Raw genomic sequence first — 25,387 nt, forward strand, 5'->3', positions numbered from 1 at the left:
AGTCCCAAACCCGGTAGTGCCAGAACGTTAGCTGCAAGCGAATCGAACAGCATTACAAATAATAAACAAATAGACTTATCGAACAGACAGAAAAAATATTCAGTCACTTTGAAAAATACATAAAACTAAGTGACACTTTAAAAGCTGAACTTGCTAACAGAATTGTATTCAAGACTTTTAAAAAAGGGGAACTTGTACATGATGCTGCTACAGTTTGTACGAAAAGCTATTTTATTCAAAAAGGACTATTGCGAACCTACTTCATCAAAGATGGAAAAGAAATTAGTGAATATTTTCCCGCAGAGGGTGAATGGAGCAATTCGCCCCGTAGTTTAAGAACCAGACAAACTGATATTTATTACATTGATGCCATAGAAGACACCGAAGCATTTTGTTTAAACGTATCTGACTTGATGTATTTATTTAATAACCATCCTGAAATGGAACGCTATGCAAGACTTTCTATGGGAACTGTTCTTGGACACCTGTTGGAAAGAATAACATCAATGAGGTTCACAAGTGCAAAAGAAAAATACAATCATTTTATTGCTACCTATCACGACATACACCATAGAATTCCACTTGGAATGATAGCTTCCTATTTGGGCATAACTCAAGAAACATTAAGCAGAATTAGAGCAGAAAAATGATTTTTTGATATAGGTCAAAAATTAACTAAGTACATAGAAATATATTTGTCGCCAAATTTAAAACTCATTGAAATGATAAAATTCTGTAGACATTCTTTTTCTGTTTTTCTGCTGATATTTTCAGCTAACGCTTTTGCTCAAATTACTTTACAGACACCTAATGTTGAGAGTGTTCTATATTTAGGCAAAAACAAAAACCAACCACTTATTGTTGGACTTGGAGGTTCAGAGGGCGGTAATGCTTGGACAAGCGATTATTGGAAAAAAAACAGAGACCAATTTATTGAAAAAGGGTATGCTTTTTTAGCATTAGGCTACTTTGGTTGCAAAGGCACTCCCGATACCCTCAATAAGATTGCAATTGAAGATGTTTACAATGCCATTAAAATTGCATCAAAAAATAAACTGATAAACAAAAAGAAAATCGCTATAATCGGTGGGTCGAGAGGTGCTGATTTAGCTTTATTGATAGCCAGTTATTATAAAGATATAGATTGTGTGGTGAGTATAGTAGGAAGTAATGCAGTGTTTCCCGGACACACCAATCATTTCACCACCTCTTGCTGGACTTATCAAAGCAAAGAGCTATCTTTTGTACCTGTAAATGATGAGGCAGTCCCCTTTTTAATGAAACGAGATTTAAGAGGGACTTTTGAGGCAATGCTAAAAGATACAATTGCAGTAGAAAAAGCAACTATTAAAATTGAAAATATCAAGGGAGCGGTATTTCTGTTATCTGCGACAAAGGATGAAATTTGCCCATCAACACCTATGGCAGAAACTATGATAGCAAGATTTAAAAACAATAACTTCAAGTACCATTACGAACATAAAGCAATTGAAGGCGGACACGCAGAACCGCTAAAACATTTTGATTTAATTTCTAATTTTTTAGAAAGCAACTTTGCGAAGAAATAGCGTTAGAAATAACGCCAGCATCTAACAGCAAGGGATTCGTTGCGTGCGAAGCACGAACAATGAAGCCCGTGTTGAACGGAACCGCTGAGATTCCGCTACTATGGGTTTTTCGATAAATGAGTTATAAGAATTTCAAGAGGCTATCGCGCCCTGCGTAAAGTCTGAAGATTTTGCCAGCGGAATACCCATAAATTGAATTAATTTAGTGTGATTTATGGACATGAAGAGCCGTGTGAAGGGAGACTTTCAAGCACGGTTTCGTGAGAATGTAGGGGTGAAATTCCCTTGCGTGACTCGATTGGTGGGCATTTTAGCGCAAAAACGGAAATCTATCGCAATTTGAAATCTAAAAATTAAATGAACGAAACGAATATTATTGACTTTGTAGTTGACAAAATAGTTAAGTATCCCAATATTAAATTTAATAAAAAAAGTAATTCTGAACTTAAAATATTTTGTCACGACAAAAACGGTTTTAATATTTATTTGCAAACAAATCATCGTGAGAGCACACTTTATTTTGGAGCATTTCATTGGCATTTTGATTTTACAGAATATGAAACTAATGAAATGCTGAATCAACTTCTTTTCGGCTTAACTGGGATTGCTAGACTTAAAGAATTTTCTAAAAACGGAAAAGCTTATAAGTGGAAATTAGAAGTTCAAGACAAAGATGGAAATTGGCTAGATAACGGAACGATGGGAACTATAAAACTAAACTTTTGGACAAAAGCGAATATAAAGTATTTCCAAAATAACCTTATACCAAAAGATATTTTATATTTGGATAATGAAGAAAAAATAATTCAATAAAATGCTAAATGCCTTTTATTTTAAGTGGAAATATTAATGACAAACGAAATAAAAAAACGCCCACTATGAGCCTACAACGGATTTGGCATTTGGCTTAATGGAAAGTTGGTTTTGTATTTGGAAGATTTTCCCCCCTGCGTAAAGTCTGAAGACTTTACGCAGGGGGGAACGTAGGGTGAAATTCCTTTGCGTGACTCCATTAGGCGACATACTTAAAAAACGATGAAAAAAAAACTAATTATATTATATTTTCTTCTTGGAATTACTACAATTGGATTCGGACAAGAATTTCCTGAAAAGAATAAAAAGTATGATCTCCAAATATTTGAGTTTTTAGTGTCTTCAACTGAAAAAGATTCAACATTATTAGAAACCTTTCTAATGAATATTAAACCTTTTTCAAAATGGGACATGAGACCTTTGAAGAGAGAGAAAGTCTGGGCTTTAGATACTATTCATCTCGCAAGTGAGGTTCCAAATTTCATTTGGGGTGCATTTTCCAATAAATATAAAATTTCACAGAAAGAGTCCATGAATATGCCAAATCAATTTTTAGGCAAAGGAGTAGAAAAAAGAAGTTCCTTAGAAAGTTATTTAAATGAAAATCTAAAAAAAATTGACGGGCTTTCGAAGCTTATTTTAGAAAGTAAAAATGATATCTTCTTATCCCAAAATAACCTTCAGAGAATTGATAATGTGTACAAAGAAAATAATCGATATTGGAAATATTCTATTCCTTCAGATTCTCCTTTCCCAATTTCAAATCAAATCGAAACTAATATAAAAGATAGTTATTCCAAAAAACAAATCAAACTTTTAGAATTGCTTAAAGATTTGAAGATTTATTCAGCCATAAAGACCCATAAAGGCATTTTCTATATAATTGATGGCTTTACGGATAATTCATATGGTTATTATTTTAATCAGCAAGGAGAAATGGAAAAGGATAATTTTCTATTCCAAATTATGAGATCTGAAAAAATAAATAAAAACTATTTTTACTACGTAGCAAATTAATACGTCGCCTAACAGCCAGGGTTCGTTGGGTTCGAAAAGCCAACACCCAAGCTTTTAGGCAACTGAAGAAGTAATAAAACCCTTGTTAAATGGAACCACTAAGACTCCGTCACTATGAGTTATCGTAAAACAATCAGGAGGATTTCCAGAGGATGTGGATTCCTCTTTTTTTGTGGAGTAATTCGGAAAACCTCCGTTCACCACCGAGCGTATGCTGGCAAGTACGCGCTGGCTTTGTTTTTTCGTGTTCATACAACTCATTTTAAAGCCTTTTGCCACCCTGATTTTTGGGTAGCAAACCAGTTTACTTTTCACCGAAAGCTATTTTTTTGTAGTTTAAATCAACTATATTTACGTTCAAAATAATAAAAAACGGAGGTTTTGAGACAAACTGATGTTAGCCGACATTTTAGCGCATCCAAAAATAATGAAACAATATTTTATTTTACAATTCAAAATGTTAAACAGGCAATTAACCGAATGGGGAATTGAACCCGTAATTGGTTATGTTGTTGGTCTTTTTGCATTTATTGGTATTTCAATAAAATTATTTGAAAAAACTCAATTTGCTGAATATATCTATATTGTATTGGCTTTAAGTTTAGTAATAAAATTGAATGAAATAAACAGAAACGATTTTTTGAAGCTTTGTTATTCTAAAACGGAGTATATTAAAATAAGAATAGTTGAAAACCTAATTGTTTCAATAGTATTCATAACCTTTTTACTATTTCAAGAAAAGTATTTGAGTTCGATTTTACTTTTTATTTCGGTTTGTCTTTTTTCTCTACTAGATTTTAAAAACAAATCAAGCTTTACAATACCAACTCCTTTTTATAAGTATCCGTTTGAGTTTATAGTAGGATTTAGGTCAAATTATTTGATCTATTTCTTTGCTTATTTTTTGACCTTTATGTCAATTAGTGTTAATAATTTTAATTTGGGTATTTTTTCATTAATTCTGACTTTACTTTCTTGTCTTAATCATTATACAAATTCAGAAAATGAATTTTATGTTTGGGTATTTTCTATGACACCAAAAGAATTTATAAGATATAAGTTAAAAAACATCATTCAATATTCAACTATTTTGTGCTTACCAATACTTATAACTTTAGCTCTGTTTTTCTATACAAAAATTGATATAATAGTAGTTTTTCAATTTTTAGGATATTTATTTATTTTCACAACTATGTTAGCAAAATATTCAGTATTTCCTGAGAAATTAAATATTAGATTCGGAATTGTATTTGCTTTAACATTTTGGTTTCCACCATTATTATTGTTCATTATTCCTTATCTGTACATTCAATCAACGAAAAAATTAAAAGAAATATTATAATGATTAGCATTGAAAACTTGTCAAAATCATACGGTTCTAAACTAGTTTTAGAAAATATTAACCTGAATTTTGAAAAAGGAAAAGTTTATGGAATTGTTGGCGAAAATGGTGCAGGAAAAACGACTTTGTTCAAATGTATTGCTGGATTAGAAAAATACAATGGAGCAATCCATTGTGAATATGGAAAACCTAAAGATTTTTTGGGCTATTTACAAACAGAACCCTTCTTTTTTTCAAAAATAACAGGTAATGAGTATATTCAGTTATTATGCAATGCCAGAAATGTAATCTATCCTGATATAAAAGAAAAAAATATTTTTGATTTACCATTGAATGAATATGCAGTAAAATATTCAACTGGTATGAGAAAAAAACTCGCATTTACAGCAATATTATTACAAGAAAATAAATTATTTATTTTAGACGAGCCTTTTAATGGTGTTGATATTCACAGTAACATCATAATTACTGAAATAATTCATAAATTGAAAGGAATGGGAAAATCAATAATAATTTCATCTCACATTTTTTCGACACTAAACGACACTTGCGATGAAATATTTTTATTGAAAAACGGAAAAATAATTAAGACAGTTTTGAAGGAGGAATTTCGCAATTTAGAAAGTGAAATGAAAGCGTTTACAATCGGAAATAAAATAGAAAAATTAAACTTAAAATAAAACGGTTATTAACAGCTAGGGTTGGGTTCGAAGAGCCAACACCCGAAAAGCAAACTGACGAAGTAATGAAAACCTTGTTGAACGGAACCACTGAGACTCCGTTACTATGAAGTATCGTAAAAATCAGGAAGATTTTAAGAGGATTGGGATTCCTCTTTTTGTGGAGTAATTCAGAAAACCCGAGTACACCACTGAGTATATGAGGTATTACGCACTAGCCTTGTTTTTTCATGTTCATACAATTCCTTTTAAAGCCTTTTGCCACCCTGATTTTTGGGCAGCAAACCAGAGGTTACTTTTTCCCGAAAGTTATTTTTTTGTAGTTTAAATCAACTATACTTATGTTCAAAATAATAAAAACGGAGGTTTTGAGACAAACTGATGTTATGTGCAAGCTTAAACAGAAAATAAACAAAGGGAAATTTGAAAAATAAGAGGCTAATAATAACAATAATCGTTTTCTGTATCATAGTAAACACATCATACTATTGGAAAGGAAAACTTTACTTTTTAACATTCCCTGCTTTCTTTATATTATTCATTGTTTATGTTGGACTTGGACTTGCATTAATTCGAGAACTTTACTTTGCTTTTAAAGACAATTTCAAAGACAAGAAAAGAATACTAACAATTGGTTTGCTAATAACAGTTTTGACTTTGACCTTTCTTAAACCATTTGGATTTATAAACTTTGAAGAATTTTGAAGGTAAAAATGTCTTAATTGCAGAAAGAGAAGGAGTCGCAGGTTGTATGATGACTTTGAAACTTAAAGATAATAATGAATTTACAGCAAAAAGCGTTTGCTTTGGTATCACAGAAATTAATGGTAACTATAAGTTCAGAAACGATACTGTCTATTTTGAAAACGTTGAACTTGGAAGAGGAGAAAAAGAATTTTACAAATAGGCTGTTATAAAACCTTTGAAATTTTATAGTGATAATAAATACTTTGAATTGTTATGTTACAGAAGCAAGAACGACACAATCGGGCACGGACTAAAAGTAATATTAAAAGAACTTAAATAAAAAGCCAGATCATAACATCAGCTCCTATGTAAAGCATCGTAAAGTTATTCACAACTGACACTGTTCTAAAAAGTGTGTTGTTTTTCGAGTATGGAATTCCGTTCCAACGGCTTGTTAGTTACAAACGGCAAATCATAAAAAACCTCCCGAAAATTTTCACTTCCGGGAGGTTTCGTTTTACAACCTAATTAATATAAAAACAATGCTATTTCCAGCCTCCGCCCAGATCTCTGTAGACATAAACTGCTGCGTTGAGCTGTTCTTTTTTGGTATCTATCAATTCTAATTTTGATTCTAAAGCATCACGCTGTGTCATCAAAACTTCAAAATAATCTACTCTTGCTGATTTAAACAAGTCATTCGAAACTTCGATTGATTTATTTAAGGCATCAACTTGTTGTGATTTTAAATCGTAACTTCTCTGTAAATTATCAATTTTAGAAAGTTGATTCGAAACTTCCAGATACGCATTCAAAATCGTACGATCATAGTTGTATAACGCCTGAATTTGTCTTGCATTGGCACTCGAAAACTCAGCTTTGATAGCATTTCTGTTAATCAGCGGTGCTGCCAGTTCTCCTGCCAAAGAGTACAAAATAGATTCTGGGAAGGTAAACAAATAAGCCGGTTTAAAGGCCTGTACCCCAAAAGCTGCCGAAATTTCAAGTGAAGGATAGAATTCGGCACGGGCTACTTTTACATCTAATTTGGCTGCAACCAGTTCTAATTCGGCTTGTTTAACATCCGGGCGGTTCATCAATAACTGAGACGGAATTCCGGAGTTTACTTCTGCAGGCAATAAGGTCAAAAAGTTACTGTTGGTTCTCTTCACTTCCTGCGGATATCTTCCCAATAAGAAATTGATTTTATTCTCGTTCTCCTTAATTTTCTGAAGAATATCAAACTCTAAACTTTTTGAAGTCAATACCTCAGCCTGAAACTTCTGAACACCAAGTTCTGTAGCTCTCGCTGCCTGTTTCTGAATTTTTACAATTTCTAAAGCATTTGTCTGGAGTTCGATGGTTTGTTTTACAATATCCAGCTGACTGTCCAGGGCCAGTAATTCGTAATAGGAATCGGCGACCTCAGCAATCAGGTTGGTAATGACAAAGTTTCTGCCTTCAATAGTTGCCAAATATTTGTTTACTGCCGCTTTTTTAGAATTACGCAGTTTTTTCCAGATATCCACTTCCCAGTTGGCATAAGCGGCAATGGTAAAATCACCAAGCGGATCAGGCGTTTCAACACCCGGTTTTATTTCTGTAGTGGCATCACCAGCACCCTGACTGGTATAGCGTCCTACTTTTTCTACTCCCGCTCCGGTACGAACGCCTGCAGATGGCAGCAAGAGTCCTTTTTTAACCCGAATATCATTTTTTGCAATTTCTATTTCCTGCAGCGTAATGTTTAATTCCTGATTGTTTTTTAAGGCAGCATCAATTAAGTCAATCAGATTCTGATCCTTAAAAAATGTTCTCCACTTCATGGAACCCGTATTGACTGTATCCTGGGTTTTAGCTGCTCCAAAAGATTCCGGAACGGGCGCACTTGCCGTTGCAGTCTCGGCCACGGGGGCTTTACAGCCCAGCACAGTAAGACAAAGGCCTAACGCAATACGATATTGATATGCTTTGAATTTATACATGATTATTGTCAATTTCTTCAGTTAATGGATTTTCTTCTTCATGTTTTACCAGTTTGTATTTCTCGGCTATTTTACCAAAAATGTAATATAATCCGGGAATCACAAATACTCCGCAAATGGTTCCGATAAGCATTCCTCCGGCTGCTGCAGTACCAATCGTTCTGTTACCTATTTTTCCCGGGCCAGTGGCAAAAGCAAGCGGGAGCAATCCGGCAATAAAAGCAAAAGAAGTCATTAGAATTGGACGGAATCTTGCTTTTGAACCTTCCATAGCAGCTTCCAGAACTGATTTTCCTGCTGCATGCCTTTGAATAGCAAACTCTACAATCAACACAGCATTTTTGCCCAGTAAACCAATAAGCATTACCATGGCAACCTGAGCATAAATATTATTTTCTAATCCGGTTAATTTCAACAGAAGGAAAGCTCCAAAAATACCTGCCGGCAACGAAAGAATTACCGATAATGGCAGAATAAAACTCTCGTATTGTGCAGCCAAAACCAGATACACAAATCCCAAACAAATCAGGAATACCCAAATCGCCTGATTTCCCTGCGCTACCTCATCGGCAGAAATACCAGCCCAGTCAATATCATAACCTCTTGGTAATTTTTTGGCTGCCACTTCCTGAATTACTTTAATGGCAGTTCCGGAACTGTATCCCATAGCAGGACCTCCACTAATTTCGGTAGAAGTATACATGTTATGACGCGTAATTTCTGAAAGGCCATACACTTTTTCCAGTTTCATAAAGGCTGAAAAAGGAACCATTTCATCCCGGTCATTTTTCACGTACAACTTTAAGATATCCTCTGGCAGAGCGCGATATTCTGGTGCGGCCTGAACGATTACTTTATAGTTGATTCCGTATTTAATAAAACTGATTTCGTAGTTGCTACCTACAAGCGTTGACAAAGTATTCATCGCATTTTCGATAGAAACGCCTTTTTGCTGTGCCAGATCATTATCGACTTTCATCATATACTGAGGGAAACTCGCACTAAAGAAGCTAAAGACATTTGTTAATTCAGGACGTTTGTTCAGTTCTTCTACAAACTCTTTGTTAACTTCTTCCAGTTTTTTGAAATCGCTGGTACCCGTTTTATCCAGCAGACGAAGTTCAAAACCTCCTGCAGCCCCATATCCCGGAACTGCCGGCGGCTGAAAGAATTCGATATTGGCACCCGGAATGTTTTTAGACTTTTCTTCGAGTTCGATCATAATTTCCTGTACGGATTGTTTACGATCATTCCAGTCTTTTAAGTTGATCAGACAGGTTCCTGCATTTGCTCCGGTACCTTCCGTCAAAATTTCATATCCTGCCAGAGAGGAAACCGATTTTACGCCTTCAATTCCTTCGGCTTCTTTTTGAAGTTTTTCTGCAATGTTATTTGTTCTTTCCAAAGAGGATCCCGGAGGAGTCTGGATAATCGCATAAAACATTCCCTGATCCTCATTCGGAATAAACCCGGAAGGAACCGTACTGCTGATAAACCATGTTCCTGCACAAAATCCTAAAAGTGCCACAACAGTAACAACCCTTCTGTTTACAATTTTGGACAATACATTTTGGTATTTGCCCTGAGCGAGATTGAATTTGTTGTTAAAACTATCGATGAATCTGTTTACAGGTGTTTTTTTCTTCGGTTTGCCATGATTGTTTTTCAGCATCATCGCACAAAGTGCCGGTGTAAGAGTCAAAGCCACAATACCCGAAAGGATAATAGCAGTTGCCATTGTAATAGAGAACTGTCTGTAGAATACCCCAACAGGACCTGACATAAAGGCAACCGGAATAAATACTGCCGCCATTAAGAAAGTGATGGCAATAATTGCCCCCGCAATTTCATGCATCGCTTTCTTTGTAGCTTTAAATGGCGACAGATGTTCTTCTTCCATCTTAGCATGGACGGCTTCGATGACCACGATCGCATCATCGACGACGACTCCAATTGCCAGAACCAAAGCAAATAATGTAATTAAGTTCAGTGAAATATCGAAGAAAGTCATAAATACGAAAGTTCCGATTAGCGATACGGGTACCGCAATAGCCGGAATTACAGTAGAGCGCCAGTCCCCTAAGAAAAGGAACACTACTAATCCTACCAGAATAAAAGCTTCAATAAGTGTATGGATTACTTTTTCGATAGAAGCATCAAGGAATTTAGAAACGTCATACGAGATTTCGTAATCCATTCCTTTTGGAAATTTGGTTTTGATTTTTTCCAGTTTGGCTTTTACATCTTCAATAACCTGATTGGCATTACTTCCAAAAGATTGTTTTAATACGATTGCTGCTGACGGTTTACCATTTAAATTGGAATAAATATCATACATCGAACTTCCAAATTCAATAGTAGCAATGTCTTTTAAACGTAAAAGTTCGCCGTTAGAATTGGATCTTACTACGATATTTCCGTATTGTTCTTTTGTTGTAAAACGTCCGGAATATTTCAATACATACTCAAATGCCTGGGAGCGTTTACCGGAACTTTCACCCGTTTTACCAGGAGAGGCTTCTAAACTCTGACTCGATAATGCTTCCATCACCTCTTCGGCGGAAATTTTATACGCCAGCATTCGGTCCGGTTTTAACCAGATACGCATCGCATATTCACGCGTTCCTAGAATGTCTCCGGAACCTACACCGTTTACCCTTTTCAATTCTGATAGTATATTGATATCTGCATAATTGTAAAGGAACTTCATGTCAGTATTTTTATCGTTGCTGTAAAGATTCACATACATCAACATACTTGGGACTTCACGTGTAATCTTCACACCTTCCCTAACAACCAGTGGGGGTAATTTATTGGTAACTGATGCCACACGGTTCTGAACATTGACAGCGGCCTGATTTGGATCTGTACCTAAATTGAATACCACCTGAATACTGGCTTCTCCGTCGTTTCCGGCATCAGAGGTCATATATTTCATTCCAGGGACACCATTTAAAGCTCTTTCCAGCGGAATAATAACCGATTTGATCATCAGCTCACCATTTGATCCCGGGTAGTCTGCCGTGATATTAACCATCGGTGGGGAAATCGAAGGGAATTGGGTAATCGGTAAACTTATTACCGACAATATTCCTAAAAAGACAATTACCAACGATATAACAATCGAGAGTACAGGTCTTTGTATAAATTTATTAAACATCTGTTTATTTTTTTAATGATTGGACTAAAGAGAAAGTTTAAAATTTGTTTCAAGTTTCAAGTGTCAGGTTTGCTTCGCTAATTCACCTAAAAGCCTCGCATCAAGTTTCCGTATAAAACTTGAAACTTGAAACCTGAAACCTGAAACTTGAAACAAAAAAACAAAAAAGCTACTCCGCTTTTAATCGTAAGTTGTTGATTATCTTTTGCGGAGCGATGTAACTGTAATCGATTTTATCATCTTCTTTTACTTTCTGAACACCTTCAAGCAAAATTTTATCGTTTTCAGTTATTCCGCTGTTTATCACATACAGATCCGGGATTTCTCCAGTAATCGTAATTTCTTTTGAACTTACCTTATTGTTTTTACCTACAACAAAAACATATTTTTTGTCCTGAATTTCGTAAGTCGCTTTTTGCGGAATTACAACAGCATTCTTCAAAGGAACCAGCATCTGAACTTTTCCGGTTTCTCCGTTTCTAAGCAGTTTCCCGTTATTGGCAAACCTTGCCCTGAAAGCAATATTTCCGGTTTCATTGTCAAATTCACTTTCAATAAGTTCTACTTTACCTTTGTATTTAAAAAATTCACCGTTTGCCAAAAGTAAGTTTACTGTGTTGTCGGCACGGTCTTTCACATTGGTTTGATATTGAAGGTATTCCGGCTCCGAAACGTTGAAATAAGCAAACATTTGAGAGTTGTCTGAAAGGCTTGTCAGTAATTCACCTTCATCAATAAGACTACCAAGTTTTAATGGAATTCTGTCAATCGTTCCGTCAAACGGAGCTCTGATTTCAGTAAAGGATAAATGGAGTTTCCCTAGTGCCACCTCCGCTTTTGCAGCCTGCAATTTTGCCTGTGCAACATTCAGTTCGTTTTTAGAAACAATATTTTTATCTGCAAGTGTTTTAGCATTTAAAACTTCAATTTCTGCTGATTTTTCTTCTGCCTGAGCTTTCAGTAATTCTGCCTGATACACATTTGGCATAATCCTGAACAATAATTGTCCTGCTTTTACAAACTGACCTTCGTCAACATAAATGTTTTGTAAAAATCCTTTTTCCTGGGCACGGATTTCGATATTTCGTACAGAACGGATCTGCGAAACATATTCTTTAGTGAATGAAGTGTCAATTCTGACAGGATTGGTAACGGTAAATTTTTCCGTTTCTTCTTTTTCTTCTTTTTTAGATGTACAACTGGTTAGACACACCAAGGCAATTAAGCCTGTGAATACAATAATTCTCTTCATGATTTTAGTATGGAAATTAAGCGATTGGATGTCAGGAATTTAAAAATTCCCTTAAAAGTAAAAGTACCAGTAACCATAGTCAGAACAGACCTGTTCAATGAAAGAAATAAAAAAACATACCTCTATGAGATAGGATTGCTCATAACCCAGATAACTGATGTAGAAGTATAAATCAGATTCTTAAAACGCGCTGTGTAATATAAAGAGGATTTGAATTGCCACAAAATGGCACAAAGAATTTGAAATGCCTGTGATAATTTACAGTAATACGGTCTGATAAAGACAGATACCAGCCATCTAGCAGGCTGTAATTTGAAGTAAAAATTTTGCTGACTGAAGTACCGTCAGAAGCGGCATCACCGGAGAACTCTTCATCAAGATCAAGGTCAGCTTCTTCAATGATAGAGTTGCCCTGCTCCTGATTCGTGTATTTTATATGATGTTTATGCCCGTAAGTATGATCAGAATTTTGATGCGTACCGGCACTAAGATATTGCCCTCCGCCAAACAGAAGGAAATTCATAAATGCCAGAAAAACAATTATTCTTTTCATTTGGGTGCGAAAGTAAGCAAAGAATCAAAACAAAAAAAGAAATTTTAATAAGGTTTAACAACTTAAAATAACGAAAACGTTTTCTGCTGCACTTTAAAAATTGGACAATATAATTTTCGGATTTAATTTGTAAAAAATAGAAGACTTTTTATTCCAGAACTTAGTTTTTGATTACAAATATTTCCTTGACCAACAATAGGAGAGTAAGACTTTTAATGTTATTGTTATTGGCAAAAAATAATTTTAAAGTTTTTTTACCCTATTTGACATAAAGTTTGAAAAAAACTTGAAGTCGAAAAACAAAAAAAACTCTAAATCAATTGATAAACGAGTTCAGGTTTATAATTTAGTTCTTTTTTTATACAGAAAATTTAATTTTTTATTTCCTTTTTTTTAAGGTAAAAAAATTCCTCTTCCAAAAGAAATATTTCTATATTCGTTCCATATTAATTTAACCCCAAATTGGTTTTTATGAAAAACATTTTACTTACGTTATTTTTTATGGCGGCCAGTTCAGTATGGTCGCAATCTGCAACAGCTTATTTTGATAAAGCAATTAAAAAAGCCGAAGCCGGAAACACAAAAGGAGCCATTGCAGACTATACCAAAGCAATCAGTATGAATTCAAAATTTGTTGAAGCGTATCAAAACAGAGGTGTTGCCAAATACAAGCTTAATGATTTACAAGGTGCTCTGGCAGATTTTAACAAGACCATCGAACTAGACAACATGAATGCTGATGCTTTTACCGGCAGAGCCAATGTTAATTACAAGCTTTTAAACTATCCTGATGTTATAAAAGATTGTTCGTATTCCATTCTTCTAAATCCTAAAGATTATGTAGCTTACAATCTTAGAGCTTTGGCTTATAATAAATCCGGAGACAAGAAAAATTGCTGCAAAGATTTTTCCAAAGCAATAGAATTAGGCAGCCAGAGTGCCATCAAAAACAAGGCTACTTTTTGTAAATAAAAGAGATCGATTATTAAATCATAAAAAAGCAATCTGTAAAAATGCTACAGATTGCTTTTTTTTATATCAAAATCATGTTAGTTTTAATTTAGCTAATTCAAATTGCTGTCATCCTGAGCAGAGTTGAAGGCTTTTTATTTTAAAGGGCTTCGACTCTGCTCAGCCTGAGAATCTATATAATCACAATAAAAAGATATCCTTACATTTGCTCAAAACAATACTAAATGGCTCTTTTAAGAAAAATAAATAACAATGCCCAAACCGATCAAAATTCTGGTTTTGGAACCAATGCCAACAGTTACGGCGGTCGCTTTGTAAACAAAAACGGCACTCCAAATATTGAGAAAAGAGGTATGCATCTGTTGCGCAGAATCAGTTGGTACCATACCATGATTGATATGCCCAACTGGAAATTCATGCTTATTCTGTTTACGTTTTATATCCTTATCAATTTTGTTTTTGCTCTTATTTATTACGCAATCGGAATTGAACATCTTGACGGAATTGCACAATCACAAAGTATCTGGGTACAATTTGGACAGGCTTATTTTTTTAGTGCACAGACCTTCACGACTGTTGGCTACGGACATATCAGTCCAACCGGATTTTTGACCAGTGCTTTGTCAGCCGCAGAAGCTTTAATCGGACTTTTAAGTTTTGCTATTGCAACAGGTTTATTCTTTGGAAGGTTCAGCAAGCCTACTGCCTTTTTAAAGTTTTCGCATCATGCCTTAATTTCTCCTTATAGAAATGGAAAAGGTTTAATGATTCGGCTTGTACCCTTTAAAAACACTAATTTTACAGATGCCAAGGCAAAAGTAACCCTTGGAATGAGTGTTGAAGAAAACGGTGTCATGACCAATAAGTTTTACGATCTGGATTTAGAGCTTGACAGGATCAACGCGCTTTCGTTGAGCTGGACACTAGTCCATCCCATTACAGAAAACAGTCCATTGTATAATTTTACCGAAGAAGATTTTAGAAAAATCCATGGTGAAATTCTGGTATTCATTACCACCTTTGATGATATGTTCAGCAATACCGTTGCAGCAAGGACTTCCTATACTTTTAATGAAATTGTTTATGGTGCCAAATTCAAAACCATGTACAACCGCAGCAAAGACGGGTCAAAAACAATTTTGCATTTAGACGTATTAAACAGCTTTGAACCAGCAACTTTTTAATATTTTAGCATTTTAAGCTCCTTATAAAGGTTATCCCGGATTTTATTCTATTTTTGTTTATTCAATAATGAAAAATGATAAACAATATAAAAACTGTTTTCAGTATAAAAGATCTTGAAAACTTATCCGGAATAAAAGCACATACTATTCGCATATGGGAAAAAAGATATAATATTCTTGAACCTATGCGAACAGATACCAATATCCGACTTTACAATTTAGCCAGTTTGCAAAAACTGCTGAACATTACATTGCTTCATGAATATGGTTACAAAATATCTAAAATAGCCACTTTTCCCGAAGAAAAAATCCCAGAGCTGGTTCGTGAAATTATCTCCATGAAAAATTCACAAAACTACGCCATCAATTCTTTCAAGATGGCTATGATGAATTTCGATCAGGAAATTTTTTTTAACACCTTTGACTGGCTCATTTCTGAAAAATCATTTCAGGAAGTTTTTAAGGAACATTTTCTGCCTCTGTTAAAAGAATTAGGACTTTTATGGCAATCACAAACAATTAGTCCGGCTAATGAACATTTCATGAGCCATTTAATCAAACAAAAAATATTAATTTATACCGAAGGACTTCAAAAACTGAAACCGGTCAAAACAGATAAAGTTTTTGTACTCTCATTACCTTTGAATGAGATTCACCAAATAGGATTATTGTACCTTCAATATGAAATTTTACTCCAGGGTTACAAAACCATTTATTTGGGTGAAAGTATGCCTATTGAAAACCTGCAGGATCTCACCCAACATTTTAACAAAATTACTTTTGTTACCTTTATGACTGTCCAGCCTGACCGCAGTATGGTTAATCAGTATGTAAAAATAATGGAACAGAAACTACTCTTACAAAGCAATGAAATCTGGCTGATTGGAAAAATGACAGAACATGTTGACCGAAAAAACCTATCCCAAAGAACGTTTGTTTTTGACTCCATGGAAGAAACTATTTATAATATATGATTTTGTTTATAGTTTTTGTATATTTGTTAAACAAATGAAAAAAACTATCTCTATAATAGGCTCCGGCTTTTCTGCATTAGCAGCTTCCTGCTACCTGGCACAACAGGGACATGCAGTAACTGTTTATGAAAAAAACGATTCAATTGGAGGCAGGGCAAGACAATTAAAAAGTAACGGCTTTACCTTTGATATGGGGCCAAGCTGGTACTGGATGCCGGATGTTTTCGAACGTTTTTTTCAGGATTTCAACAAAAAACAATCTGATTATTATGAGCTCATAAAGCTAAATCCGGCTTATCGGGTTTACTTTGGGATTGATGATTTTATCAATATCTACGATAACCTCGAAGCCATAAAAGCTACTTTCGAAGCCATTGAAAAAGGAAGCTCACAAAAACTTCAGGTTTTTATCAATCAGGCTAAAAGCAATTATGATATTGCGATAAAAGATTTGGTATATCGTCCTGGGGTCTCACCTTTAGAATTAGTTACGCCAAAAACGATCTTAAAACTCAATCAGTTTCTTAGCAACGTCAGTTCTGAAATTCGAAAAGAATTCAAAAACGAAAGATTAATTCAGATTCTGGAATTCCCAGTTCTTTTTTTAGGAGCTAAACCTTCTAAAACGCCTTCGTTTTATAATTTCATGAACTATGCCGATTTTGGCTTAGGGACCTGGCATCCCAAAACGGGGATGTTTGATGTGGTTCGCGGTATCGAAAAACTGGCTTTAGAACTTGGCGTTACCATAAAAACAAATTCTCCAATCGAAAAAATAATAGTCGAAAACCAAACCGCTACCGGAATTATAATTGACGGAAAAGAGATTAAATCTGACCTCGTTTTAAGCGGTGCTGATTACCAGCATACTGAAACTTTACTCGAAAAAGAATATCGTGTTTATTCTGAAAAGTATTGGGAAAGCCGTGTTTTTGCGCCTTCCTCGCTGTTGTTTTTTGTCGGTTTTGATAAAAAAATACAAAACATAACACATCATGCCTTATTCTTTGACGTCGATTTTAATCAGCATGCCGCTGATATTTACGACGAACCAAAATGGCCTGAAGCTCCCTTGTTCTATGCCAATTTTCCATCAAAAACAGATCAGACAGCTGCGCCTGAAGGAATGGAATCCGGTTTTTTTCTAATCCCATTGGCTCCCGGAATTCATGATAATGAAGCACTTAGAGAGGAGTACTTTGAAAAAATAATCACTCGTTTTGAGGAGCTTACACAGCAAAAGATAAAAAATAATATTATATTTAAAAAGTCTTTTTGTAAGAATGACTTTGTTGCAGACTATAATGCCTGCAAAGGAAATGCTTACGGAATGGCCAATACCTTATTACAAACTGCTTTTTTAAGGCCAAAACTAAAAAGCAAAAAAGTTCGTAACTTATATTTTACAGGACAATTAACAGTTCCTGGTCCAGGGGTTCCGCCTGCGTTAATTTCAGGAAAACTGGTTGCTGAGTTAATTCAAAAATCACTTAGATCTTAAAAAATGAAATCACTATTCGACACCGTTTCTTTCAAATGCAGTAAGCTCGTTACCAAAAACTACAGCACCTCTTTTTCGCTTGCCGTACACATGCTGGCACCAAGCATCCGGGATGCCATTTACAGCATTTACGGTTTTGTACGTTTTGCTGACGAAATCGTCGATTCGTTTCATGATTATGAAAAAGAATATCTCATCGATGATTTTGAAAAAGAATATTACAAAGCCATGCAACTAGGGATCAGTTTGAATCCAATTTTAAATTCGTTTCAGCATACCGTAAAACAATACAACATTACCGACGATTTGGTTCAGGCTTTTCTAAAAAGCATGAAACTTGACCTTTTCAAATCAAATTACAACACACAAACCGAATACGAAGATTACATATACGGCTCAGCAGACGTGGTAGGTTTAATGTGTCTTAAGGTTTTTGTAAAAGGGAACAATCAAAAATACGAACAACTAAAAGCTGAGGCTATGCGCTTAGGATCGGCGTTTCAGAAAGTAAATTTCCTTCGAGACCTGAAAGATGATAACTTAGTCTTAAACCGCAATTATTTTCCGGGAATCAATTTAAATTCTTTCGATGAAAGTGCTAAAACTGCAATTATAGCTGAGATCGAAGAAGATTTCAGAGTGGCGTATCAGGGAATTGTAAAACTGCCTATGGAAGCCAAATTTGGGGTTTACACCGCTTTTGTTTATTATAAAAAGCTCCTCAAAAAACTAAAAAGCACACCCTGTAATCAAATTGGAAACTCAAGGATCAGGGTTTCCAACTATACCAAAGCCGGACTTTTAGCACAATCTTTTGTAACTTATAAACTAAAATTAGTCTAAACTCATTTCACAAAAACAATTTACAATGATTTCTTTTTTAATCTTTTTAGGCGTTTTTCTGTTCATGGAATGCGTTACCTGGCTTACCCACAAGTACATCATGCACGGATTGATGTGGTATTTTCACGCAGATCATCATCAGCCCAAATACGAACATACTTTTGAGCGCAACGACATCTTTTTTGTCATTTTTGCCATTCCGAGTATTGTGCTGTTTTATCTTGGTGTTCAGGGAGGCTTCAATTATTTATTTTTCATTGCCTGTGGCATCACCACCTATGGATTTTGCTATTTCATGATTCACGATGTATTGATCCACCAGCGTTTCAAATGGTTCAAAAACACCAAAAACAAATATTTAATTGGTCTTCGAAAAGCACATAAAGTTCACCATAAACATCTTGGAAAAGAACATGGAGAATGTTTCGGAATGCTATTCGTACCTTTTAAATATTATAAAATGTAACCATTTGGGCGTTCCCCAAGGGTCGGGTTTTACGTTCCCGCTTTTTTGTGGCAGAGATGCGGCTCTAAAAAGATATTGATCCTGCCACAAAAAGAGCTCCACTGCAACCCCTAACGCAACCGTATCTCAGGAACGATACGTAATAATTGAAACCTTATGAAATTATACAAAGTAGAAACCGTACAACAGTTAAACACCAGTATCGAAGAATGTTGGGACTTTTTTTCCCGTCCACAAAATCTTCAAACAATCACACCGGACAATATGAGTTTCGAAATCCGGGATTTTGACAATAAACGCATGTACCAGGGACAAATCATTACCTATACTCTAAAACCGCTCTTGGGCATCAAGGTCTCATGGGTAACTGAAATCACTGCCTGTGTCGAAAACCAGTATTTTATAGATGTACAGCGTTTTGGTCCCTATACGTTATGGCATCACAAACACTTTTTCGAATCCACAGCAAACGGCGGTACCAAAATGACAGATATTGTTCATTACGCACTGCCACTCGGAATCCTGGGACGCCTTATGAACAGATTAGTAGTAAAGAATAAACTGAAAACCATTTTTGATTATCGTCACAAAAAAGTTGAAGAACTGTTTAATTCAAAATGAAGTTTCAGCACAACATTGTGTACAGATCTATATTCATAAAAATATTCTGCAAGCGAATACTCCAACAATGACAAAACAAAAAGTTACCCTTTTCTGGTTCAGACGCGATTTACGGCTCGAAGACAATACCGGATTATTTCATGCTTTACAATCTGATTTTCCAGTAGTCCCGTTATTTATTTTCGATGATGATATTCTGGACAATCTTCCAAAAAACGATGCACGGGTAAGCTTCATTTACGATTCACTACAAAAAATAAATACCGAATTATGCACAATTGGCTCTTCTGTTTTAATCAAAAAAGGAAAGACAAAAGACATCTGGAAATCGCTTCTGGAAGAATTTGACATTCAAAGTGTTTTTTTCAATAAAGACTACGAGCCATCTGCTATCAAACGAGATCTGGCAACTCAGGAATTATTAGCGCAAAATAATATAGAATCTTTTTCATTCAAAGATCATGTCATTTTTGAAGAAAAAGAAATCACAAAAGCAGACGGGCTTCCATACACAGTTTACACGCCATACAAAAACAAATGGCTTGAAAAATACCATATTTTAGGTCAGGCACCGGAGTATGATACAAAACTATTCTTTTCAAATTTTGATAAAAACAGCTATTCGTTTACTGAATTAAACGAAATAGGCTTTGAAAGAAGCACTATTAAAGTACAGCCACATAACCTGACTCAAATTGCCAATTATAAAGAAACACGCGACTTTCCTGCTTTAGACAGTACTTCCTACCTTTCGCCACATTTGCGTTTTGGAACTGTCAGTGTCCGAAAACTGGTAAATTGGGCAAACCGAAAAAATCAGACATTTTTAAGCGAACTGATCTGGAGGGAGTTTTTTATCCAGATCCTTTTTAGTTTTCCGTATTGTGTCAATCATAATTTCAAACCAGCTTATAATGGCATTCAGTGGCGTAATAATGAAGAAGATTTTAAACGCTGGTGCTCCGGAACAACAGGGTATCCTATGGTCGATGCCGGAATGCGTCAGCTAAATGAAACAGGATATATGCACAATCGCGTGCGTATGATTGTAGCGAGTTTTTTATGCAAACATTTATTGATCGACTGGCAATGGGGAGAAGCGTACTTTGCTAAAAAATTACTGGATTTCGAATTGGCCTCCAACGTAGGTAACTGGCAATGGGCAGCCGGGACGGGTTGTGATGCTGCACCGTACTTCAGAGTTTTTAACCCGGAAATCCAGCAAAAGAAGTTTGACGAAAATGGAGCCTACATCCGCAAATGGATTCCTGAATTTGATTTCGGTTACAACGAACCGATGGTTGATCATGCCTTTGCCAGGGATCGGGCAATTGCAGTTTATAAGGATGGGATTTTGAAGTAAATTTTTATTTTTTTAAATTTAAACTACACATACTTGGTCATCCCAAGGAACAAGGGATGATATACTAAACAGAAACGGTGATCGTTTAACAGGTATCTTTTACAAATACAAACTAAAGAAAGGGGGCAATGCATTTTTTAATCTATTACAGGACAACTAATCTCGTAAGGTTCTTTTGGGAATCCATATAAAATAAGGTTGTTAGTGTCTACATACTTTATCGGAATTAGTTTGTCCAGATAACTATCTGTGTAAAGGGATAGAAATAAGGTAGAATTGATTTTTTCGAGTATAATTTTACTTCCTTCTTTATTCAAACGCTTATTAATTTCTTGTATAACTGGTGAATCTAAAACCTCATTGAAGCGAATATTCATTTTTTCACCATTCCAATTAAACTCAAATTTTAAATTTTGAATTTCACTTTCTGTTAATTCGGTTTCCGTTTCATATAGTTTTTCATAATCATTTTCGAATATACAATCTTCTGTTATAGATTCAGTTTCGCTTAAAACCCTATAAATTTTTCCTTTACGAAAAAAACGAATACGGTTTGGATTAACAAACTCATGTTGTATTTGGCTTACTTTTTCACTCCGGTTTTCTTCTTTTATTTTTACTAAAGACAGATCGCTGCCTTTTTCGACCCAAAAATGTGTAATTTCATTTTGATCAAATTCAATTATTTCCGGTTTTCCATAATGATCAGGAGTTTTAATAAATAACCAGTTTTCTTTCATATTAATTTTTTTTAAATAGCTGATAACATAATAACGCTCAAAAGTACTGTATTACAAACGCTGCGTTTTATCTCTTTAATTTATGTCGGTACTCCTTGCAAAAGAGCCTGATTGAGGATTTGGGCAGAGGCTGAAAATAGCATTGTTTTTTATTAAGAGGTTGTAGAATTAAAACTTTTGGAGGTTTTGTTATGATTTTGAGTTGGTATTCTTTTGTAATAATAAGATTGTTATATTAGCTATAAGAAAAACAGTATTCTATAAAGTTGATTTATCGGACCATTTGTGTATTTTTTACCACAAAAAAACAAGAATGCTAAGTTACACTAATTCAAAATACTATGAAAAAAATAAGCCTGATTATTCTGTTTAGTCTTATGGTTTTAAACGTATTTGGGCAGTATACTAGTCCGGATAGTCTGTCTGTAAATAAAAATATGAAGTTTAAATATAAGGCATTAATTATTCCCACAGCTTTAATTGCGTACGGTGTTATTGGACTAGAAAGTAATACCCTAAAAGACATCAATACGGATACTAAAGAAGAAATAAACGAACATATTGACAACAAAGTAACAATTGATGACTTTTCTCAATACAGTACTTTTTTATCTGTTTATGCTCTAAATGCAGCTGGAATTAAAGGTAAACACAATTTCAAAGACAGAACAATTATTTTAGCTTCTGCATATTTGATTATGGGATCAACGGTTAATGTAATAAAAATGACAGGAAATGAGCTAAGGCCTGATAGAACGACAAATAACTCATTTCCTTCAGGACATACAGCAACTGCTTTCATGGGGGCTGAATTTCTTTATCAGGAGTATAAAGATGTTTCTGTCTGGTATGGCGTTTCAGGTTATTTGGTTGCTGCCGGAACTGGATTTTTTAGAATGTATAATGACAGACATTGGTTTAGTGATGTCGCTGCCGGTGCCGGTATTGGAATTTTAAGTACTAAAATAGCATATTGGATTCATCCTTTGATTAAAAAAACAATATTCAAAAAGAAGGAAAACCTTAACGGGGTAATTATGCCTATTTATAATGGAAAACAATATGGTCTTGGAATGTCAGTGTCATTTTAGGTCTGAAGAGAAACGAAAGAAATTCCAATCTCGTTTGCAATGAGGATCGTAATAAATTGAAGAAACGTATTTGGCAGCGTTTGAAAGGCGGATAATTTAGAAAACATAATTTAGAAGAGAATATTGTTTTTTGTAAGGCGAAGGCTGGACTTTTGTGCTCAGGAATTGCAAACACTGCGATTTGGTTCATAAAAAGTTCTGGTACTCGTTGCAAAAACATCAGATTGTTTGAAAGCAAAAAAAGCATTACTATGAAACTTACTTACTCAATGGCACTTGTTTTTATTTTAGGTTTCATTTGGGCACTAATGCATGAAGCTCAGTTTTTAGCTTACGACGAGAATTGGGGAAATATTTTATCAGCTTTTTTTATTTCCATTCTTGCAACTTTGTGTTTGCTTATTTTGTGGTTTAAATGTCAGAGTTTTATTTTGGAATGTAAATGGCAGACACTATTATTTTTAATTTTTGGCTCTCCGCTTACTATTGTTATTGTTGTCATGAATTATAACCTTATTTTTGGATCATCGTTAAAAGTTTAAACTCTGAACTGATTAGTGAACAACGAACACATCAAAAAATTAATCTTCCCAACCACAAAGCGTAAGGCCATAAGCTTGTGCCTGTTTAATAGAGACTTTTGTGATTTCATGTCTGCAGGCAGTTAATCCACGACAATTTTCTTTGTAGTGGTATTTTTTTGCACCGGTTGGACCACATATAAATACAGTGTTCTCTAAAGGCTCAAAAGCGGAAAGCGAAACAAACAGCAGAATTAAAACGAAACCATATTTCATGTGAGGCGTTATTTATTTGACAATTAACTGATATTGATTTCCTTTTTTATCAATGGCTTTTAGTTTTCCGTAAGCAATCCATTCGGTATTAATTTCAATGTCCCCAACGCTGTCTGTGATTAAAATTCCGGCACCGTATTTCCCTTCTACATTTATATTTCCAAAAACCGAATCGCCTTTTACATCTGTTCCTTTTACATCATAATTGTATTCATAATGTTGAGAATATCCTGTTCTGTATTGATATAGACAGGTTTTATCAATATGGTAGGTTTTGGCTTCTTCTGGCGTAATTGTTTTGCGGTCGTCTGCCGTAATTACTTTTTTGTAAAATGAATTGATTTGCGGTGGAGGTGGAGCAGATGCTTTTTTGCAGGAAACCGCAACAAAAAACAATAAAAATAAAATGGAGTATTTTTTTAGCATAGACGATTTGGTTTTACGTAAAGAGTTTTAAAACAGTGTTTTGGGAGCTTTAATCAATATTGTGCTAAATCTAAATAGAATTCAGTATTTTAAAATGAGTACTTATACGTGATTTATTTTTGTAAAATTTTTAGATTTATTTAAAATTTTCTTCTGGAGTTTAAATCAAATGAGAATTAAAATATTCAAAAAAGCACTTATACCTGTACTTGTGCTTCATATAGATCAACCGTATCTAATAATTCCTTTTCAAATTGATAAATATCATCAATTGATGAAATGGGTAATTTGGTTTCGTTTTTATTGTCATTAAAAAGGCTGATGTATTTTTTTGATCCGTTTAAATGTAATCTGCAAAGAGGTTTTCGATTATTATCGTCCAGGAGAATGCCAAAATACGATTGTGTATCACGATGGACGATTCTGCTGATCGGAATTTTTCGTCTTAAAACAGCTACTACGATCCTGAAACCGTCTAGTTCTTCTTCGGTTGTAATAATTTTATTTTCGTCTTCAATCGTTACCGTTTCTTCGTCCTGCTGCTTGATTGTTTCTTTGGTAAGTGCAGCATTAAGTCTGTCATTGATTTTTTCGCTGATAAACTGATTCAATGATTTCTGGACTAAGTCTTTAAATTCATCCACTACTTTTTCAGTCAGTCTTCCTGTGTACACTTTATTGGCAAAAAACTTGGTAAAATCATTCGAAGGATTTTCAAGTTCATTATTGATTTGCTTTTTGATTTCTTTGATGTATTTTAAAGAACTGGCATTACTAACGATATTATCTACATTGAAATTAGACTTATGAAACTTTGTGATTTCATTAATCGTGTTTTCCTTTAAATTGGTAATGTCAAATTCAAGGAAAGGTTTTTCATCCATTTTATTCTGAGCATCCAAATCCGTAAAAAACTGATAATGAATACCATTTGTCAAAAGTGCAAACCTGGTTTTGGTCACATGAAAATAGCGGAATAACTGCGAATTATGAATCGTCAGTTTTTCTTTCCAGCTTTTGCATTCAACGATTATGATAGGCTCTCCATTCTGGAAAATGGCATAATCTACTTTTTCGCCTTTTTTTAAACCTAAATCGGCTGTAAATTCAGGAACTACTTCAAGAGGATTAAAAGCATCATATCCCAGAACATGAATAAAAGGCAATACAAATGCATGTTTGGTAGATTCTTCGGTTTCGATTTTGCTTTTTAGCTGATTGATTTTATCGGCTAATGATTTTAGTTGAATATTGATTTCCATTGGTGTTGGTTTTAATTAGATTATTCAAATTTAGAATGATTCAAAGTCTGTATTTTATGGAAAACCGTAGAATCTGATTTTTAGATATAA

At 34.6% G+C, this 25,387-nt stretch carries 25 protein-coding genes; 17 read left to right on the forward strand and 8 right to left on the reverse strand.

Annotated elements, in window-relative coordinates; all coding sequences use genetic code 11:
• The first annotated feature begins 248 nt into the window (after nt 1-248).
• The 7 genes from DMB65_RS17030 (at nt 249) to DMB65_RS17065 (ending at nt 6,327) form a co-directional block, all read left to right on the forward strand.
• On the forward strand, nt 249-650 hold the full coding sequence (locus DMB65_RS17030; RefSeq protein ID WP_110307824.1) for a Crp/Fnr family transcriptional regulator: 402 nt from the start codon (nt 249-251) through the stop codon (nt 648-650).
• 72 nt (nt 651-722) lie between these two features.
• Nucleotides 723-1,568, forward strand: coding sequence for an acyl-CoA thioester hydrolase/BAAT C-terminal domain-containing protein (locus DMB65_RS17035; protein ID WP_110307825.1), 846 nt, complete (start codon nt 723-725; stop codon nt 1,566-1,568).
• Nucleotides 1,569-1,925: 357 nt separating this feature from the next.
• Nucleotides 1,926-2,381 carry a hypothetical protein gene (locus DMB65_RS17040; RefSeq protein WP_110307826.1) on the forward strand — a complete coding sequence of 152 codons (456 nt, stop codon included), beginning with the start codon at nt 1,926-1,928 and terminating at the stop codon, nt 2,379-2,381.
• 222 nt (nt 2,382-2,603) lie between these two features.
• The gene (locus DMB65_RS17045; protein WP_110307827.1) at nt 2,604-3,398 is read left to right on the forward strand and encodes a hypothetical protein; all 795 of its coding nucleotides are present in this window, start codon (nt 2,604-2,606) and stop codon (nt 3,396-3,398) included.
• Nucleotides 3,399-3,825: 427 nt separating this feature from the next.
• Nucleotides 3,826-4,740, forward strand: coding sequence for an ABC transporter permease (locus DMB65_RS17050; protein WP_123955357.1), 915 nt, complete (start codon nt 3,826-3,828; stop codon nt 4,738-4,740).
• Nucleotides 4,740-5,420 carry an ATP-binding cassette domain-containing protein gene (locus DMB65_RS17055; protein ID WP_110307829.1) on the forward strand — a complete coding sequence of 227 codons (681 nt, stop codon included), beginning with the start codon at nt 4,740-4,742 and terminating at the stop codon, nt 5,418-5,420. The genes DMB65_RS17050 and DMB65_RS17055 overlap by 1 nt, the downstream gene beginning before the upstream one ends.
• Nucleotides 5,421-6,111: 691 nt before the next feature.
• Entirely contained in the window at nt 6,112-6,327 is a 216-nt protein-coding gene (locus tag DMB65_RS17065; RefSeq protein WP_110307831.1) for a hypothetical protein, read from the forward strand.
• Between the two features lie 325 nt (nt 6,328-6,652).
• On the opposite strand, the gene DMB65_RS17070 is transcribed toward DMB65_RS17065, so the two are convergent.
• The 4 genes from DMB65_RS17070 to DMB65_RS17085 all read right to left on the reverse strand — a co-directional run bounded on the left by DMB65_RS17070 (nt 6,653) and on the right by DMB65_RS17085 (nt 13,057).
• Entirely contained in the window at nt 6,653-8,092 is a 1,440-nt protein-coding gene (locus DMB65_RS17070; protein ID WP_110307832.1) for a TolC family protein, read from the reverse strand.
• Entirely contained in the window at nt 8,085-11,252 is a 3,168-nt protein-coding gene (locus DMB65_RS17075) for an efflux RND transporter permease subunit (RefSeq protein WP_110307833.1), read from the reverse strand. The genes DMB65_RS17070 and DMB65_RS17075 overlap by 8 nt, the downstream gene beginning before the upstream one ends.
• 169 nt (nt 11,253-11,421) lie before the next feature.
• Nucleotides 11,422-12,504 carry an efflux RND transporter periplasmic adaptor subunit gene (locus DMB65_RS17080; RefSeq protein ID WP_110307834.1) on the reverse strand — a complete coding sequence of 361 codons (1,083 nt, stop codon included), beginning with the start codon at nt 12,502-12,504 and terminating at the stop codon, nt 11,422-11,424.
• 172 nt (nt 12,505-12,676) lie between these two features.
• Nucleotides 12,677-13,057, reverse strand: coding sequence for a hypothetical protein (locus DMB65_RS17085; RefSeq protein ID WP_110307835.1), 381 nt, complete (start codon nt 13,055-13,057; stop codon nt 12,677-12,679).
• 471 nt (nt 13,058-13,528) lie between these two features.
• Between DMB65_RS17085 and DMB65_RS17090 the strand changes: the two genes are divergently transcribed.
• The 8 genes from DMB65_RS17090 to DMB65_RS17125 all read left to right on the forward strand — a co-directional run bounded on the left by DMB65_RS17090 (nt 13,529) and on the right by DMB65_RS17125 (nt 20,981).
• Nucleotides 13,529-14,029: a tetratricopeptide repeat protein gene (locus DMB65_RS17090; RefSeq protein ID WP_110307836.1), complete on the forward strand. Its 501-nt coding sequence runs from the start codon at nt 13,529-13,531 to the stop codon at nt 14,027-14,029.
• Nucleotides 14,030-14,253: 224 nt separating this feature from the next.
• Nucleotides 14,254-15,213 carry an ion channel gene (locus DMB65_RS17095; protein WP_110307837.1) on the forward strand — a complete coding sequence of 320 codons (960 nt, stop codon included), beginning with the start codon at nt 14,254-14,256 and terminating at the stop codon, nt 15,211-15,213.
• 74 nt (nt 15,214-15,287) lie between these two features.
• A complete protein-coding gene (locus DMB65_RS17100; protein ID WP_110307838.1) occupies nt 15,288-16,187 on the forward strand; it encodes a MerR family transcriptional regulator in 900 nt (299 codons plus the stop codon).
• A gap of 34 nt (nt 16,188-16,221) precedes the next feature.
• A complete protein-coding gene (locus DMB65_RS17105) occupies nt 16,222-17,688 on the forward strand; it encodes a phytoene desaturase family protein (RefSeq protein ID WP_110307839.1) in 1,467 nt (488 codons plus the stop codon).
• A gap of 3 nt (nt 17,689-17,691) precedes the next feature.
• Nucleotides 17,692-18,531 carry a phytoene/squalene synthase family protein gene (locus tag DMB65_RS17110; protein ID WP_110307840.1) on the forward strand — a complete coding sequence of 280 codons (840 nt, stop codon included), beginning with the start codon at nt 17,692-17,694 and terminating at the stop codon, nt 18,529-18,531.
• A 25-nt stretch (nt 18,532-18,556) separates the two neighbouring features.
• On the forward strand, nt 18,557-18,997 hold the full coding sequence (locus DMB65_RS17115; protein ID WP_110307841.1) for a sterol desaturase family protein: 441 nt from the start codon (nt 18,557-18,559) through the stop codon (nt 18,995-18,997).
• A 156-nt stretch (nt 18,998-19,153) separates the two neighbouring features.
• Nucleotides 19,154-19,618, forward strand: a complete 465-nt coding sequence (locus DMB65_RS17120; RefSeq protein WP_110307842.1) for an SRPBCC family protein — start codon at nt 19,154-19,156, stop codon at nt 19,616-19,618.
• A 67-nt stretch (nt 19,619-19,685) separates the two neighbouring features.
• Nucleotides 19,686-20,981 carry a cryptochrome/photolyase family protein gene (locus DMB65_RS17125; protein ID WP_110307888.1) on the forward strand — a complete coding sequence of 432 codons (1,296 nt, stop codon included), beginning with the start codon at nt 19,686-19,688 and terminating at the stop codon, nt 20,979-20,981.
• A gap of 137 nt (nt 20,982-21,118) precedes the next feature.
• Here DMB65_RS17125 and DMB65_RS17130 read toward each other — a convergent pair whose 3' ends face one another.
• Entirely contained in the window at nt 21,119-21,721 is a 603-nt protein-coding gene (locus tag DMB65_RS17130; protein ID WP_110307843.1) for a hypothetical protein, read from the reverse strand.
• Between the two features lie 341 nt (nt 21,722-22,062).
• Between DMB65_RS17130 and DMB65_RS17135 the strand changes: the two genes are divergently transcribed.
• Both DMB65_RS17135 and DMB65_RS17140 read left to right on the forward strand, forming a co-directional pair.
• The gene (locus DMB65_RS17135) at nt 22,063-22,812 is read left to right on the forward strand and encodes a phosphatase PAP2 family protein (protein WP_110307844.1); all 750 of its coding nucleotides are present in this window, start codon (nt 22,063-22,065) and stop codon (nt 22,810-22,812) included.
• Nucleotides 22,813-23,063: 251 nt separating this feature from the next.
• Entirely contained in the window at nt 23,064-23,354 is a 291-nt protein-coding gene (locus DMB65_RS17140) for a hypothetical protein (protein ID WP_123955358.1), read from the forward strand.
• A 39-nt stretch (nt 23,355-23,393) separates the two neighbouring features.
• Here DMB65_RS17140 and DMB65_RS17145 read toward each other — a convergent pair whose 3' ends face one another.
• The 3 genes from DMB65_RS17145 to DMB65_RS17155 form a co-directional block, all read right to left on the reverse strand.
• Nucleotides 23,394-23,609: a hypothetical protein gene (locus DMB65_RS17145; protein WP_110307846.1), complete on the reverse strand. Its 216-nt coding sequence runs from the start codon at nt 23,607-23,609 to the stop codon at nt 23,394-23,396.
• 12 nt (nt 23,610-23,621) lie between these two features.
• Complete coding sequence (locus DMB65_RS17150; protein ID WP_110307847.1) at nt 23,622-24,035, reverse strand: single stranded DNA-binding domain-containing protein; 414 nt, start codon at nt 24,033-24,035, stop codon at nt 23,622-23,624.
• A gap of 197 nt (nt 24,036-24,232) precedes the next feature.
• A complete protein-coding gene (locus DMB65_RS17155; protein WP_110307848.1) occupies nt 24,233-25,297 on the reverse strand; it encodes a type I restriction endonuclease in 1,065 nt (354 codons plus the stop codon).
• Between the last annotated feature and the right edge of the window lie 90 nt (nt 25,298-25,387).

Origin of the sequence: Flavobacterium cheongpyeongense (genome assembly GCF_003202435.1) — a bacterium.
Lineage (GTDB): Bacteria > Bacteroidota > Bacteroidia > Flavobacteriales > Flavobacteriaceae > Flavobacterium > Flavobacterium cheongpyeongense.

Excerpts from the sequence above, each read along its gene's own strand:
- DMB65_RS17035 (WP_110307825.1), top strand. The coding sequence starts at position 723 with ATGATAAAATTCTGTAGACATTCTTTTTCTGTTTTTCTGCTGATATTT.
- DMB65_RS17040 (WP_110307826.1), top strand. The coding sequence starts at position 1,926 with ATGAACGAAACGAATATTATTGACTTTGTAGTTGACAAAATAGTTAAG.
- DMB65_RS17045 (WP_110307827.1), top strand. The coding sequence starts at position 2,604 with ATGAAAAAAAAACTAATTATATTATATTTTCTTCTTGGAATTACTACA.
- DMB65_RS17050 (WP_123955357.1), top strand. The coding sequence starts at position 3,826 with ATGAAACAATATTTTATTTTACAATTCAAAATGTTAAACAGGCAATTA.
- DMB65_RS17055 (WP_110307829.1), top strand. The coding sequence starts at position 4,740 with ATGATTAGCATTGAAAACTTGTCAAAATCATACGGTTCTAAACTAGTT.
- DMB65_RS17070 (WP_110307832.1), bottom strand. The coding sequence starts at position 8,092 with ATGTATAAATTCAAAGCATATCAATATCGTATTGCGTTAGGCCTTTGT.
- DMB65_RS17075 (WP_110307833.1), bottom strand. The coding sequence starts at position 11,252 with ATGTTTAATAAATTTATACAAAGACCTGTACTCTCGATTGTTATATCG.
- DMB65_RS17080 (WP_110307834.1), bottom strand. The coding sequence starts at position 12,504 with ATGAAGAGAATTATTGTATTCACAGGCTTAATTGCCTTGGTGTGTCTA.
- DMB65_RS17085 (WP_110307835.1), bottom strand. The coding sequence starts at position 13,057 with ATGAAAAGAATAATTGTTTTTCTGGCATTTATGAATTTCCTTCTGTTT.
- DMB65_RS17090 (WP_110307836.1), top strand. The coding sequence starts at position 13,529 with ATGAAAAACATTTTACTTACGTTATTTTTTATGGCGGCCAGTTCAGTA.
- DMB65_RS17095 (WP_110307837.1), top strand. The coding sequence starts at position 14,254 with ATGGCTCTTTTAAGAAAAATAAATAACAATGCCCAAACCGATCAAAAT.
- DMB65_RS17100 (WP_110307838.1), top strand. The coding sequence starts at position 15,288 with ATGATAAACAATATAAAAACTGTTTTCAGTATAAAAGATCTTGAAAAC.
- DMB65_RS17105 (WP_110307839.1), top strand. The coding sequence starts at position 16,222 with ATGAAAAAAACTATCTCTATAATAGGCTCCGGCTTTTCTGCATTAGCA.
- DMB65_RS17110 (WP_110307840.1), top strand. The coding sequence starts at position 17,692 with ATGAAATCACTATTCGACACCGTTTCTTTCAAATGCAGTAAGCTCGTT.
- DMB65_RS17115 (WP_110307841.1), top strand. The coding sequence starts at position 18,557 with ATGATTTCTTTTTTAATCTTTTTAGGCGTTTTTCTGTTCATGGAATGC.
- DMB65_RS17120 (WP_110307842.1), top strand. The coding sequence starts at position 19,154 with ATGAAATTATACAAAGTAGAAACCGTACAACAGTTAAACACCAGTATC.
- DMB65_RS17125 (WP_110307888.1), top strand. The coding sequence starts at position 19,686 with ATGACAAAACAAAAAGTTACCCTTTTCTGGTTCAGACGCGATTTACGG.
- DMB65_RS17130 (WP_110307843.1), bottom strand. The coding sequence starts at position 21,721 with ATGAAAGAAAACTGGTTATTTATTAAAACTCCTGATCATTATGGAAAA.
- DMB65_RS17135 (WP_110307844.1), top strand. The coding sequence starts at position 22,063 with ATGAAAAAAATAAGCCTGATTATTCTGTTTAGTCTTATGGTTTTAAAC.
- DMB65_RS17140 (WP_123955358.1), top strand. The coding sequence starts at position 23,064 with ATGAAACTTACTTACTCAATGGCACTTGTTTTTATTTTAGGTTTCATT.
- DMB65_RS17145 (WP_110307846.1), bottom strand. The coding sequence starts at position 23,609 with ATGAAATATGGTTTCGTTTTAATTCTGCTGTTTGTTTCGCTTTCCGCT.
- DMB65_RS17150 (WP_110307847.1), bottom strand. The coding sequence starts at position 24,035 with ATGCTAAAAAAATACTCCATTTTATTTTTATTGTTTTTTGTTGCGGTT.
- DMB65_RS17155 (WP_110307848.1), bottom strand. The coding sequence starts at position 25,297 with ATGGAAATCAATATTCAACTAAAATCATTAGCCGATAAAATCAATCAG.